The 15320-nt window shown below is 43.4% G+C and carries 6 protein-coding genes and 1 pseudogene; 6 read left to right on the forward strand and 1 reads right to left on the reverse strand.

Annotated elements, in window-relative coordinates; all coding sequences use genetic code 11:
* Window positions 1–15: 15 nt before the first annotated feature.
* The 5 genes and pseudogenes from ABLA85_RS02085 to ABLA85_RS02105 all read left to right on the forward strand — a co-directional run.
* The gene (locus ABLA85_RS02085) at window positions 16–5034 is read left to right on the forward strand and encodes an SDR family NAD(P)-dependent oxidoreductase (RefSeq protein WP_367960926.1); all 5019 of its coding nucleotides are present in this window, start codon (window positions 16–18) and stop codon (window positions 5032–5034) included.
* Window positions 5031–6617: a condensation domain-containing protein gene (locus ABLA85_RS02090; RefSeq protein ID WP_367960928.1), complete on the forward strand. Its 1587-nt coding sequence runs from the start codon at window positions 5031–5033 to the stop codon at window positions 6615–6617. The genes ABLA85_RS02085 and ABLA85_RS02090 overlap by 4 nt, the downstream gene beginning before the upstream one ends.
* 10 nt (window positions 6618–6627) lie before the next feature.
* On the forward strand, window positions 6628–7575 hold the full coding sequence (locus ABLA85_RS02095; RefSeq protein ID WP_367960930.1) for an ABC transporter ATP-binding protein: 948 nt from the start codon (window positions 6628–6630) through the stop codon (window positions 7573–7575).
* Window positions 7568–8665 carry an ABC transporter permease gene (locus tag ABLA85_RS02100; RefSeq protein ID WP_367960932.1) on the forward strand — a complete coding sequence of 366 codons (1098 nt, stop codon included), beginning with the start codon at window positions 7568–7570 and terminating at the stop codon, window positions 8663–8665. Before ABLA85_RS02095 ends, ABLA85_RS02100 begins: the two co-directional genes overlap by 8 nt.
* Before the next feature lie 267 nt (window positions 8666–8932).
* Window positions 8933–9235 (forward strand): annotated as a pseudogene (locus ABLA85_RS02105) (enterobactin transporter EntS); the annotation flags it as partial.
* Between the two features lie 194 nt (window positions 9236–9429).
* On the opposite strand, the gene ABLA85_RS02110 reads toward ABLA85_RS02105, so the two are convergent.
* Window positions 9430–10320: a lipase family protein gene (locus ABLA85_RS02110; protein WP_367960935.1), complete on the reverse strand. Its 891-nt coding sequence runs from the start codon at window positions 10318–10320 to the stop codon at window positions 9430–9432.
* A 1267-nt stretch (window positions 10321–11587) separates the two neighbouring features.
* On the opposite strand from ABLA85_RS02110, the gene ABLA85_RS02115 reads away from it, so the two are divergent.
* Window positions 11588–15320 (forward strand): amino acid adenylation domain-containing protein (locus tag ABLA85_RS02115; RefSeq protein ID WP_367960937.1); only part of this gene is annotated, 3733 nt, incomplete at its 3' end.

Below are 15320 nucleotides of genomic sequence, written 5' to 3' on the forward strand. Positions count from 1 at the left end.
GAGGAATAGCAGATTATGAATAACACCGATGTTAATAAAGTTCAGGTGGATCAATTTCAGATGACACAATCAATGTTGCATGGTTTTGAAATTGCCATTATTGGTATGGCCGGGCAATTTCCCGGTGCTAATGATATTGAACAATTCTGGCAGAATATCGCTGCCGGTGTTGAATCCATCAGGCCACTGAGCGATGCTGAACTGGATGCAGAAGGAATATCAATGGAGGCTCGTTCGCGAGCCGACTTTATTCGCAATGCTTCCGTATTAGACCACCCAGAAGATTTTGATGCGGAATTTTTTGGTTATTCGCCACGGGAAGCGCAGTCCATTGATCCACAGCAGCGTCTGTTTCTGGAAACCTCATGGCTGGCTTTGGAAAATGCCGGCTATACACCGGAGAAATTCCCCGGAGTAATCGGTGTATATGCCAGCAGTTCCAGCAGCAGCTATTTACTGCACTATTTGTTGAATTACCCCACGGTAATGCGGCGCTTTTTGTCGGACATATTGTTATTTGGTAATAATAACGACCTGCTTTCGACCAGGGTATCTTATAAGCTCAACTTGCGGGGGCCGAGTTTTACCATTGGCTCTGCCTGTTCAAGTTCAATGGTGGCCTTGCACTATGCCTGTCAGTCTTTGCTGGCGGGAGAATGTGACATTGCGCTAGGTGGCGGTGTTCATATCGGTTTTCCATCCCACAGCGGCTATCACTTTGATGGTAGTGGCATTCTATCCCATGATGGGCATTGTCGTACTTTTGATGCTGAGGCATCCGGTACATTGGGTGGCGATGGTGTCGGTGTTCTGGTGCTTAAACGGTTACAGGATGCACTGGACAGCGGCGATCATATTTATGCAATTATCAAAGGTTCTGCGGTAAATAACAATGGGGCGGAGAAAATCGGTTTTACCGCACCTTCAGTTGCAGGCCAGACTGCGGTACTCCGGCGCGCATTATTGGCGGCAGATGTTCCGGCAGAGAGTATCAGTTATATAGAAGCACATGGCACAGCTACTTATCTTGGGGATCCTATGGAGATGAAAGCGTTGCTTAATGCTTATGATCAGCAGGCTGTCAGGGTTCAGGAGTTATTATCTCAGGAGCAACTGGCTCAGGAACAATTGGCCGGCGAGCTGTTAACCGACCGGATACGTTGTGCAGTTGCTTCGGTAAAGGCCAACCTGGGGCATGTAGATTCTGCTGCGGGTGTAACAGGAGTCATGAAAGTTGCACAGATGCTGACACACCGTTATCTGCCACCCGCGGTTAACTTTACCCGCTTGAATCCGGAAATTAATCTGACTGGTTCAAGATTTTATATCCCGATAAAAGGAGAGGAGTGGCAGAGTCGGGGTGTTCGTCGCGCGGGGGTCAGTTCCTTTGGTATCGGAGGAACCAATGCCCACATGATCTTACAGGAAGCCCCCCGTGTTCCCTCATCAGGCCCCGCTCATTCGCAGCAGCTACTGTGCTTCTCAGCCAAAACACCCGCAGCATTACGGGCAAATATGCTGAAATTTCGTCAGTGGTTGGAAAAATCGCCTCAATTGCCATTGGCTGATATCGCGTACACCCTGCATGTCGGTCGTCACGAAATGGATTACCGACATAGTCTGGTATGCCATGATCACAAAAGCGCTATTGCGGCGCTGGACAATTATTTATCCCAAACAGCACAGGAAAATGCGGTACAGGAAAATACAGTACGTACAGTTTCTTCATCAGTAGTCTTTATGTTCAGCGGGCAAGGGGCCCAGTATTCCGGCATGATGAAGGGATACTATGAACAGGAGCCGCAATTTAAAACAACTGTTGATAAATGTGCGGTGATCCTGCTTTCCTTACTGGGACGAGATATCCGTACGCTGATCTTTGACTCCGCTGAGCGTGATGAAACATCGGCTCTGTATCAAACGCGCTATGCCCAACCCGCCTTGTTCGTTGTTGAATATGCGTTAAGCCAGTTACTGATGGATTGGGGGCTTCGTCCGGCAGCTTGTATCGGTCACAGTATAGGTGAATATGTGGCAGCTTGCCTTGCTGGCGTATTTACCTTAGAGGATGCATTAAAGATTGTGGTCAGGCGGGCAGGGTTAATGAATCAGATGCCTGCCGGTAAAATGTTAGCAGTGGGGCTTGATGCAAAAACATTACAGGGCTATCTCAGTGAAGGCGTAACACTGTCTGCTTATAATGCTCCTGAGCTTTGTGTCGTATCCGGTGAAACTGACGCCATATTAGCGCTGGAAGGCCGTCTTGCGGAAGAAACTGAAAATAGCATCGAAGTCAGGGCGCTGCATACATCCCATGCTTTCCACAGTGCCATGATGGATGGTTGTCTGGAGCCGTTCAGGCAGGCATTTGATGGCATATCATTATCAGCGCCCAGATTGCCATTTATCTCTTGTGTAACAGGAACATGGATCACGGCTGAACAAGCAACATCTCCCGATTATTGGGTTCGTCAGTTACGTGAGCCGGTCTCATTCAGTCAAGGTATTGCGTGCTTGTTGTCCCAACAAATGGCACCTGCAAAAGTTCAGTCTCAAAAATCTTCATCGCCAAGAACACCGGTCTTATTAGAAGTCGGGCCGGGCAGCACTTTGGCCGGACTGGCAAAAATACAGAGTACGGGGATATCGGCATATCAACGAGTGCTCAGCAGTACACGTGGGATCAAACAAGATATTCAGGATCGGCAGTATTTGTTGAATATATTGGGACAGTTGTGGCAGCAGGGAATATCTGTAGATTGGGCTGCGTTTTATCGGCAACAGAAGCGACATCGCCTTCCTCTGCCCGGATACGTATTCCAGCATCAGCGTTACAGTCTGGATACATTGGTTGATGATGACTCATATCGTAACCCTCTTCATGCCGGCCAATCTGTACCGGCTAATGGACGACTACCACTGGAACAGTGGAGCCATCAGGTTCGCTGGAAACAGATGACCGTACCAGTGCTGGATCATGTCAGTTTGAACGGTCAGGTTTTCCTGATTTTTATGGATCGGGCCGGGATAGGAAAGCGCTTAACGACGGCACTGACACAATTGGGGGGTGAAGTCTGGCGGGTGATACAGGGCAAGCATTTCCATACCGATACCACTTCCCGTCAGGTAACGATTAATCCGCAGCACAGTGAAGACTATCAGGCTTTGGCAGATTTGCTTAAGCAGCAGAAAATACGGGTGAATAACATAATTCATGCCTGGTCGATAACTCGTTCGCCCTCCATTGCATTGAAAACAGCGTTCACAAATTATGAATCCTTACTGCATATTGCCCGGCAATTTGCGGTGGATAGCGTTTCATCGGATAGCTTCTTAACCGATGGAATGGAAACAACGGATGGACTGCAAGACGATATCTTAAAAACAGATGTTTTAAAAACAGATGTCTTAAGAACCAGCCCATTAAGAATAAACATTCTCTCTAATCGGCTGCATGCTATTACCGAACATGATTGTAATGATCCTGCCAAAGCGTTGCTCATTGGCCCTTGTCGTGTGATCCCAAAAGAATTTGAGCAGGTACAGTGTAAGAGTATTGACATTACACTGCCCGCTACCCAATGGTCACTGCCTTTACTCAATCCCATTCAGTCCAACGCGATAATGTCAACATTACTGGCGGAGATCCTTAGGCAACCGGAAGGGCAGAATACAGAGCAGCAGAACGAACAAGACAATATTGTAGCACTCCGTGGCAGACATCGTTATGTCCCGTTGATTGAAACCGTCACACTGCCGGTTGCATCGCAGTCATTATTCAGACAAGGAGGCAATTACCTGATCACTGGGGGATTTGGTGGTATTGGCGCCACGATAGCCACTCATCTGGCGAGCCGTTATCAGCCTCATTTAATTTTCATTAACCGCAGTGAATTGCCACCCAAAAATGAGTGGTCAGATTGGCTGGAAAATCATGATGCCGACAACAAACGGTCATGTCATATCCGTTTATTGCAACAGTTACAACAGATGGGGGCTTCTGTTTCTGTCATTGCAGCCGATTTAGCAGATGCGGCCAGAGTCGGTAAAGCACTAACAGATGTTGTACTCCAGCATGGACAGATCCACGGCATTTTCCACTGCGCCGGTATTGCGGACGGCGGATTGATTCAAAACCGCAGATTCGAAGATTCGCTTCAGATATTCCAATCAAAAGTAGTGGGAACACAAGTATTGGATAACTGGTTTAAACGTCAACCGCTGGATTTCTTCGTCCTGTGCTCATCATTGGCATCTACCGTAGGATCAATGGGGCAAGTTGCTTATTGTGCAGCGAATGCCTTTGAAGATGCTTATGCCTTGTCACGTGATCAACGCTATTTAATCAATAAAAACACGGGCAAGAAAAACTGTACCCGTTATCTTGCCATTGGTTGGGATTCATGGCGTGAAGTCGGAATGGCGGTGGATAGTTTGCGCCAGTGGTATCAGGATGATGAGGAACAGGAAAGTATTCAACACGGTATCCTGCCGGAAGAGGGTTACCAATTACTGGAGTTACTATTGGCACATGGTGACAGTGTTTATGCCATTTCTACCCGTGGTTTACCACTGCCGGATATTGACCGTGGATCAGAAGAGAATACAGCGGCAGGGCAAGAGCCAAATGTGGTGAAGACAAGCTCATGGCAAAGTGACGCAGCTTCCACACAGAAGTCTTCTACTCAGAAGAGCGCTACCCAGAAAACAGATAAACAGAAATTGTATCCGCGCCCGGTATTGAGTGTCGATTATCAACCGCCCCGTAATCAAACAGAAGAGATTATTGCTGATATCTGGCAGGAAAAAATGGGTATTGGCCCATTGGGTGTATTCGATGATTTCTTTGAACTCAATGGTCACTCGCTCATGGCTGTGCAGATCATCGCAAAAATTAAACAACGGCTGCAAGTAACGTTTCCTGTGGGTTTGATTTATGAACACTCCACCATTGAGCAATTAGCTGAACAGGTCAATCTGCGCAGCAGGCAGAAAACGGAAAATCTGGCAAATCACCCGGAGGGAAGGAAATGACCACCTATACTCAGAAGCGCGAGACAGCTCTGACTGCGCATCATTCCGGGAAGAATAAAGGGAAGGGAAATTGGTTCCCGTTGGGGTATGCTCAGCTCTGTTTCTGGTTTGTATCCACTGCACTTGAGGATACAGCCAACATTCAGGTAAGTATTTTGATTGAAGGGGACTTGCGAACAAACTTGCTGGAGCAAGCCATCAATAACCTGATTCAGTCGCATATCTCCCTGCGTACGGAAATTCTGGACTATGCGCCAATGCAGCGGGCTTGCCATGTCCGGGAGTTCGACTTACCTCTACAGGATCTGTCAGGGTATGATGTCGATGAGCAGGAACAGTTCATTATCAAAAATGCCCGGCAATTCCTGAATACACCATTTGACCTAAAATCACCACCTCATCTACGGGCACAGCTTTTCCGGCTGGAGGAATCAAAGCATCTGCTGTTTTTATGTTTTCCTCACATTGTGGCAGATGGAGGTGCCATGCACCTGTTTGAACAACAACTATGGCAATTTTATGCACAAGGGGGGCAGGGGAAGAAAAATCCGTTACGTACAGATAAAAGCATGGCAAATCAGATGCAGATTGATGAATGGGTACGCTATGAGCGGGAGAGCTATCAACGTCAGGGGCAGCAGGATCTGGCTTTCTGGCGGCGTCATTTGATGGGATATTCCTATGCGCGTTTTCCCGCCCGTGACCTCAATCAGGAGAACTTTATCGATCACGAGTTCTACCTGCCGTTTCCCGATGATAGTTACGCATTGTTGAATATTCTGGCGAAACAGCACAAGGCAACGTTACAGATGGCCTTTCTGACATTGGTTGCTGAGGTTGTCCATGAAATGACAGGGCAGTCACGTTTCTCTCTCAATTCGGTGCTGGAAGGCCGGGAACAGCCCGGAAGTGAGACGCTGATGGCACCCATGTTGCGTGTTATGCCGGTGCCTATCAACATGGACAGGATCATCGTTAAAGCAACAGAACAAGGGGCGGCAACAGTCGCCTTGCTGGAACAAGTCAGAGAAAATATTTTGTGTGCTTATGATCATATGGAATGCCCGTGGAGTCTGCCTGTGGGTGTTATGGCTAAGCAGCGTTGGCACAACAGTCCCCGGTTGTATTCTCTGGCAATCCGAACAGGTAGTTGGCTCTACAGCAAAATATTCCGGCGTGCTCAACTTTACCCAAGCTTTTTGGCTGATTTTCTGTTTATGGAGCCGAGACCGCCGCAATCCATCATCCGCCGAAACAAACACAGTGTGGAAATTTCGCAACCAACGATTAACATCAATATATTGCAGGATGCATTCAAATCTACGATAGCTGATAACAAACCGGGTGGATTGCATCTGAGTGGCTATTGGAAAAGTGAACATCGGGAACAACAAACCTTATCCAGTCAATCAATATCCACCGGATGGGAAAATGATTCCATCAATATTTACGTCACACTCTCTGAAGATGGGAAACCAATCATGCAAATCAATTGCTGCTGTTTCAATCAAGATGGGATCACACGTTTTACCGGGTTACTGAAAGCGAAACTGTCCTCCCTTTCCCAATTTATCACCATATGAGATACAGAGAATGGGTATTCAGAATCAAGAAGAGAAAGTGATTGAGTTTAACCAAGTCAAGAAATCCTTCAAAGATTATCAGGCACTGAAAGGTATTTCTCTGGATGTGTATCGTGGGGAGTTTATTGGCCTGCTTGGCCCAAATGGTGCGGGAAAAACGACACTGGTTGAAATACTGGAGGGTCTGAAAAAACCGGACTCAGGCTCTGTACGGGTATTGGGAAAAACATGGCAGCATGACGCACATTACCTGCGGCAGCGTCTCAGTGGTGTCTTACAGGAAACATTGTTTATCAATAAACTGAAAGTGGAAGAAGTTCTGACTCTGTTCGGTAGTTTCTATGGTTGTTCACGTAAGCGGGTACAAGATGTTATGGAGTTGGTTGAGTTGACGGAAAAACACAAAACCTATGTGGAGGGGTTATCGGGGGGACAGCGTCAGCGATTGGCACTGGGTGTTGCCATTATGAATGAGCCGGAAATCCTGATACTGGATGAGCCTACAACCGGGCTTGATCCGCGTTTCCGCCATGATACTTGGGACATTCTGCGCAAACTTAACCGGGAAAGACAGTCAACAATGCTTCTGACAACCCATTACATGGAAGAGGCTGAATACTTATGTGACCGTATTTGTATCATGAACAAAGGGGAAATCATTGCCCAGGGCAGTATGGATGAATTGTTGAAAAAGCACTGTAATGGCGACCTGATTGAACTGAGCACCTCATTTCCTGAACGTTTACAGGGACTGAGTCAACACAGCCAGGTACTGAGTTATGAGTACGATGAGAAAAAACACAAGGTTCGTATGATGATTAACGATTCTGCCAGTTTTGTAGCCTATCTTTTTGAGTTTGCTAAAAAAGTCAATGCAGATATCAATGAGTTTATGGTCAGGAGAAAAACATTGGATGATTTGTTCATGATTCTGGCAGGGAGAAGATTCCATGAATAGTGCATTGATCAATCTGATGAAAACGCAATTCCGGCAATATCTCCGTGAACCGGAAATATTGTTCTGGTCATTTGGTTTTCCGTTATTGCTGGTTTGGTTATTAGGCGTTTCATTCTCATCTCAGGATATCCCGGAAAGGGATATCGGTATCGTCCTGCCTACAGAAATTGCGGAACAGCAGAAGATCAAACAATGGGGAGAGCAGCTTGCAGCACATGATCACATGATCTCCGGCATTATCAATCAGGATGGAATCAAACGTGATAAATTGGTGAAGGTGAAATATCGCATTAAATATTATCCTGATCACGATGCTGTGGTTCTGGGGTTGAAACGTGGTGATATCCAGATGTTTATTGAACAGAATGCAGAAGGGAAGCGGGTTCACTACCTTGATCCACAGGACAGTAATGCACTGTTGACTTACTACCTGCTCAATCAACAGGAGGGAAAACAGGCAGACGAAAACCTCTTCATATTGGAAACACCTGGGTTACGTTATCTGGATTTCCTGGTGCCGGGATTATTAGCGATGGCAATTATGGAAACCTGTCTGATCGCAGTCGGTTGGGCATTGGCAGAGAAGCGCATTGCACGGGTAACACGTCAAATGTGCATCACACCGATGCGTAAATCCACCTTTCTGATGGCACATATTCTGGCCTGTCTGATCATCAATTTCGCTGAAATATTGATTATCTATCTGTTTGCTGAAATTTACTTCGACATAGAAATACAGGGATCGTTTTACGCCTTTTTGCTTTTGTTGTTCACGGGGAATATCTGTTTCTCTGGTGTAGCGGTTTTGGTAGCATCCCGTGCCCGCAAAGCCCAGACGGCAAATGGATTGCTGGAAGTTTCGATTCTGGTTCAGGTTTTGGTATCAGGGATCTTTTTCAGTTACAAACACTTTCCACAATGGATGGCGAGTATCGTTGAATACCTGCCGTTAACCATTCTGGCAGATAATATGCGCAAGGTATTTATTGAAGGTGGGGATCTATTACAAGTTGTGCCCGCTTCAATTGCGTTAGTTGTGATTGGGATTATCGCCTTTATATTAGGAATGCGGATTTTTCGCTGGTATTAATGGGATGGTATTAAGTTGTAGGTATTACTTAAAAATAAGTGGCTGCTTTGGCAGCCTCTTGTACGGTCAGTGAGATGTCCAAAGGTATTGTTGTTCGTGGCTAAGCTGAATAGTGAAGGCCTCCTGCTTCGTTAATCCTGATAATTCTCCATTAATTCTGTTAGCCAGCGGTTAAGATTAATAAAATAAATTGGATTATATTGCAAACAAAAATCATTATCAATATCATTTATTAATGATAATCATTTTTATTTCCTGTATCCGTTGCTGGTTTGTTATGGATATTTGAATGCATTTGCATCCTTACTGCAATTTACCCTGGTTCAGAGTCATACATCAGATCATTTATTGGGAAGAGTGAACAGTTTTGTCACTGCTCAAGATGTTACTGGCGATTCTTTAGGAGCATTGGGATTAGGTTTTATGGGACGTTTGTTGTCTCCGGTAATAACTGTCTTTTCGTTTGGAACTTTTGCTGCACTTGCCTGCTTGTTGCTTGCAGCAGTAGTCAAACCTTTACGTCATTCTACACTGCGTGACAGCATACCATTATCAGAAAAAGTACCTTAGAACATGAGTCTCAGCAAAGTGATAATTAACCCGAATTCTACTGAAAGTTTTCTATTCGGAAGATGATTTTTCAGTGACGGCTTAAAACAGAATTCGGGTTATTTATGAATATTTCCTTTTTGGGGTTTTAAAAAACCTCTGAATATTGTATGACACTTTGAGTGTTGTATGAATAGTAATTTGTAATGATTTATTTAACCGAATATGACTTGTAGACAATCATTCCATGTTTCATTCTCTTCTGGAGTACCATATTTATCAAGGACATTAAAAAATTGAAATCTATTTAATAAAGCAATATAACTGAGTAAGGCATGGTTACAAATTATTGAATCATGGATTGTCACTTTATCTATCGGAATAAGTTTATTAACATTTGGTAGTTGTTCACCGAAAAAATAGGGGAGACGAGGAACTATATCATTTATATAATTAATAACGACGTTATCCCTAAAATGCTGATCAACATATGTAACAAATTCTTGATTCCCTGTTTTTGGACTGGCAAATAAGCATGCCCTACCATTAGGAGCTTTATCATAGATATCTCTTATAAGGTAAGTTGCCATTGCAGCACCAAGGCTGTGACCTGATATCGTATATTGGCCATATGTCCCGATAAATCGTGCGATGGCGTCTGCTAGTTTGAATCGGGTGTAATCAATCTCCGTATCGTAAGGAGTGATAAGTTTCAGAGACTCATATAGCTTATAAAAGCCATCAAAAACCGCTTGATCCGGTGTATCAGACCAAGGATATATATAATTTATATGTATTTCTTCTAAAGCTTCTGTCAGGGTTTTGGTTCCTCGGAGAGCAATAAAATATTCTCCGGGGTTAGTTATTCTCTCAGCAATATATCCACTAATAACATTAGTTACGGAAATCATTAATTCATTTTTATTTGTTTTGGCGTTTTTTTCAAAATGAAAGTTGTTACCCAAAATATAACCTGTCAATTTCCATCCATCTCTTTCTATGCGTGGATCTGGGGGAGGTTTCGGGTCATTTGGATATTGTTCATACATACTTGCTGCATATAGAACTAACGATGCGAATTTATCATCGGCATTTACAGAATACATAGCATATCTCCTTCATATCGGTTTTATAAAAACTAAATAGTTAACTAAAGTATATTTAGATTTGCAGAATCTGCCTGGAATTTTGGTAAATATTTTGTATTTTTTTGTTGGCTTTTTTTAGTTGTCTTAATGAAAGCCAACAAGTTAATCCTAATTAATTAACATGGTTGTTGAATTGACAGGTGGGATTGAAAAATTAGTTACTCATATTAATATATAATTAATTTAATTGTTATTTTTATATTTTGTTGTTATTTTTTATTAAATATAATTAACTTAGTATAGTTGTCCATTGTTTTAAACATGTTGCATGTACTAAATGACTCTAAGATTAGGTTAATAATTTTGCAGCCTGGAAGATGATAAATACATTAAGATAACTGATCATAAGGAGGCGAGCATGTCAGCGCTACATTTAATTTTTGAACTGATTAACAATGCTGTGTTACTGGAACTGAATCACCAATTCAGCATTGCACCTTTGTAATCTATCACTTCCGGGGATTTGCTTCCTTACCGTTATAACGTACCTTGAAAACCATTGAGTAAAATTTTTTTCTACAAAATCAATCCCATTCCTACCTCAAGAATAATAAATCTTCACTAAATATTCCCCTATTTAAAATAGGTATCTTAGTTATGCCTTAATTGAAAATTATACCTTCTCTCAGTATTCACCTGCCTGTTATACCTTCTGAATAATAAATAAAATGTCAGTATGTGATTTATGAGCTATATAAATTTTTTTATTTCTCTCTCCGTAATAATTAAAAAACACCCTGTATTAAATAAAAAATAATGTAGACTTGAATCTAAATGACAATCAAAATTATACAGGTAAATAAATGTGCTGATTTAATAGTGAGTAATAAATTGTGGTTATAATTAAAATAAGAGATGAAGGGTATAAATAGTTATTCAGAGTAACTGAAATATAAAGTAACTCATATCAGTAATGGAGAACATTAACCATTAACACTGGTAAATATCAACTATTTTTGTATAAAGGAGAATGCTGAAAGATTGCGAGAATCTCTGTAGTGATGCAACGATAGATAATAACGAGACTTACCAGATTAAGTAATAATATAGGCCGGGACAGGTGAAAAAGCGTTAGGTTTCGAATAGTGGATTACATGAATACCAAAGCATGAATTGATTGAGGTTGGGTATAGAGCTGCAATCTACTCGTTTGTGTCATAGAGTGCAAGTGACTTGCGAACGGAATGCATTCGTATAATTTATTATGAGAATACCTGAAAGTGCGTTGAATTCGAATGTATATAGCCTTCATCCTTCTCAGGAGGATGTATTTTACGAACAGGCACTTTATGAAAATAGTCCAATACACAATCTCGGTTGGTATACTTTTATAGAAAAAGAGATTGATATAGTCCTTTTACAAAAGGTGTGGAATGTATTGCATCAACATATTGATATGTTGCGCTTGCGCATATCGGTTAATTCAGAGAATGAAGCGATACAATACATTGAAGAACAGAGTATACCCGAATCAATTATATTTCATGACGTTGCCATGCAGTCTGAACCTGAAAAAGAAGCAAAACTCTGGATGCGGCAACAAATTGAAATTCCGATAGATTATTTAAAGGAAACACCCTATCAGGTTTTCTTGATTCGTCTGGCTGATGAAAAGTATTACTTTTTCACTAAAATCCACCATATTATGATTGATGGTGTCGGTTTTTACCGGCTTCATGAGTATGTCCATAAATTATACAAATGTCTTAAGAACGGAACATCAACAGCATGGTTATCGGATATTCCACAATATTTGACTGTAGTAGCCAAGGCAAGAGAATATCTAAATAAAACTCACTATGAAAAAGACAAAAATTATTGGCTTAACTTTCTAAAAGAAAAAGAAATATATCGATTAACGCCCTGTTATTCAAAGACAGGAAGTAGTTATGGTACGTTAATATTACCTCTTTCAATTAAAGAGGATTTGCGGTTATTTTGTAAAAAATATCAAACCAATCTGCATTCTATTTTTTCAGGCCTGGTTGTTATGATGATGTCTGAACTTACCGGGCAGCAAGCGTTGACTTTTAACACGATCACACATGGAAGAAAGAAAAAATTAGAAAAATATGTTGTTGGCATGAGCGCAAATATATATCCAGTGCATTGTCGCATTTCTAATACAGCAAGTGTGATTGAACAGATTAGGTTGATAGAATCCGAGCTGAAAAGTAGTTACTATCACTGTAGATTTCCTCAATCTCATCTTATCCGAATAGCGAATCAACACAGGCTTTCTTTGCCTAATATATCTATTTTTTATGAGCGTTTTTCTGAATCCGCCTCTGAAATTGCTGAAAATCAGTATTACCATGTAGATGGAGTGTTTAATATTTACCCTATCGTCTTTCGATTGAAAGATTATGGATATAATCAGGCACTAAAAATAACAATAGATTATCGACAGGAATATTTTAGTGAACTGGATATCAACAGAATACTTGAACGATTACAAAATTTATTCGTTGCTTTAATTAACAATCCTGCATTGTTAGTCAGTGAGTTACCTATTTTATTGGAGCCAGAGCGCCAGCTATTACTGCATAACTGGCACCAGCCCGATATAGCGTATCCGCAAGACCAGACTCTCCCGCAGCAATTTGAATCTCAGGCGGCAGCCAGACCTGACAACGTGGCGCTGGTGTTTGAAGGGGAAACGCTGACTTATCGCCAGCTAAACGAACGGGCCAACCAATTGGCCGCGGTGATCCGGGCACAGTATCAGCAGCAGCACAATAAACCTATGCCTGTTGATACGCTGGTGGCTCTGTATCTGGATCGTTGTCTGGAAATGGTCATCAGCATACTGGCGGTGCTGAAAGCCGGGGGGGCTTATGTCCCGATATCTCCGCAATATCCGTCTGAGCGCCTCCGGTTTATTTTGCAAGATACGGCATCACCTTGTGTTGTGACCCAAAAACACTATCTGGCAACACTGGGGGAATATACCCAGACACAGGCTCAGCCGCCGGCGTTGATAGCGGCGGATGATCCGGCCGTGACAGAAAACCAGCCGACAGAAAATCCGGCGCCTGTGAATACAGCTACGGATCTGGCTTATGTCATCTATACGTCGGGGACGACCGGACAACCGAAAGGCGTGTTGCAGACACATCATAATGTTGTGCGTTTATTTGCGGCCACTCAGGGAGATTATCAGTTTGACCAAAATGATACCTGGGTGCTCTACCATGCTTACACCTTTGATTTCAGTGTCTGGGAATTATGGGGCGCCTTGTTGTATGGCGGGCGTCTGATTATTCCGACAACAGAGCACACGAAAGATTTCAGCAGATTCAGCCGCCTCTGTTCTGATCAGAAAGTTACCGTATTAAATCAGACGCCGGGGGCATTTTATGCCTTTATTGAAGCATCATTGACCAGGGAGGCTGAATTTCCCCATCTCCGCTACGTGATTTTCGGCGGAGATAAACTGAACCCGGTTCAATTAAAACCCTGGTGGAACCGTTACGGCGATCACTCTCCGGCCCTGATTAATATGTATGGGATTACTGAAACAACCGTGCATGTTACTTACAGAAAATTAACCCAGGACGACGCGATAACCGCATCCAATATTGGCCGGCCGTTAAATGACATGTATGCCTATGTGTTGAATCATGCCGGGCAGCTTGTACCTATTGGTGCTCCCGGAGAGTTATACATTGGCGGCGCCGGACTGGCTCGGGGGTATTTAAACCGGCCTGAACTGACCGCCGGGCGGTTTGTGGCAAATCCGTTTACTACGGATAAAGACAAAGAATACGGTTATACCCGCCTGTATAAAACCGGCGATTTGGTACGCTGGTTATCGGATGGCAACCTGGAATATCTGGGGCGTAATGATTTTCAGGTGAAAATTCGTGGTTATCGTATTGAACTGGGGGAAATTGAAAGCGCCCTGGCGTTGCATCCACAAGTCAAACAGGCAGTGGTGATTGATCGTGAACATGAGGGTAATAAAGCCCTGGTGGCCTATTGGGTTGCGGAAAATCCGGTTGCAGAAAGTGAGCTTTCGGATAATGAATTGTTCAGACACTTATCTGACCACTTGCCGGAATATATGGTGCCGGCCAGTTTTACCCGCCTTGAGTCTGTACCCCTGACCCTGAACGGTAAAGTAGATCGCCGGGCATTACCAGAGCCTGTCTGGGTAAACAGAGATGGCTATGCCGCACCACGTAATGAATTAGAGGCTCAACTTTGTCAGCTTTGGCAGGAAGTGTTAGGGGTTGCACAGATCGGTATTGAAGATAATTTCTTCCGTATCGGGGGCGATTCCCTGACTGCGGTTAAGTTGACCGCCACCATTCGCCGGACGTTGGCAATGGAAGTTTCTCTGGCACAGGTGTTTGCATTGAAGACAGTTGCCGGACTGGCAGCCCAGATGGGGCAGCAAGCATCTATTGTCATTCCGCATATTGAGCTTGCCCGTTATCCCTTGTCCTTTGCTCAGGAGCGGATGCTATTTGTTGAGCAGTTTGAGCAGGGCACTTATGCCTACCATATTCCCTATCTGATGTTGTTGGATGAAGGTGTTAGCTTATCTGTACTGGAAAGTGCAATCAATCAGGTGGCTGAGCGTCACTCCGTTCTGAAAATGGTCTACCGCAATAGCGGTGATCACACTTATCAACAACTGCATTCTTATCAACAACCACATTCTTTTCAAAAAATAATTGAAGAACCGCTGGTTTTCAAAACGCAGTTTCTTGAGAGTGTTGAGATACTTTGGCAAATATTGCGTGCTGAATTAGCGACACCTTTCCATTTGACAACAGAGCCTGGTTTGCGCCTGCGTCATTATCAAGTCGGTCACAGTCACTATGTTTTGTTCATGTGGCATCACATCGCCATTGATGGCTGGTCGGTGGATATCTTTATGCATGAACTGGCGGAGGCTTACCATGCCCTGCTCGAAAAGCGTGACAGCTATCTGCCCGCATTGGACATCA

Source organism: Xenorhabdus sp. SGI246 (assembly GCF_040838225.1).
Classification (GTDB): Bacteria; Pseudomonadota; Gammaproteobacteria; order Enterobacterales; family Enterobacteriaceae; genus Xenorhabdus; species Xenorhabdus indica.

Excerpts from the sequence above, each read along its gene's own strand:
- ABLA85_RS02110 (WP_367960935.1), bottom strand. The coding sequence starts at position 10,320 with ATGTATTCTGTAAATGCCGATGATAAATTCGCATCGTTAGTTCTATAT.
- ABLA85_RS02090 (WP_367960928.1), top strand. The coding sequence starts at position 5,031 with ATGACCACCTATACTCAGAAGCGCGAGACAGCTCTGACTGCGCATCAT.
- ABLA85_RS02100 (WP_367960932.1), top strand. The coding sequence starts at position 7,568 with ATGAATAGTGCATTGATCAATCTGATGAAAACGCAATTCCGGCAATAT.
- ABLA85_RS02095 (WP_367960930.1), top strand. The coding sequence starts at position 6,628 with ATGGGTATTCAGAATCAAGAAGAGAAAGTGATTGAGTTTAACCAAGTC.
- ABLA85_RS02085 (WP_367960926.1), top strand. The coding sequence starts at position 16 with ATGAATAACACCGATGTTAATAAAGTTCAGGTGGATCAATTTCAGATG.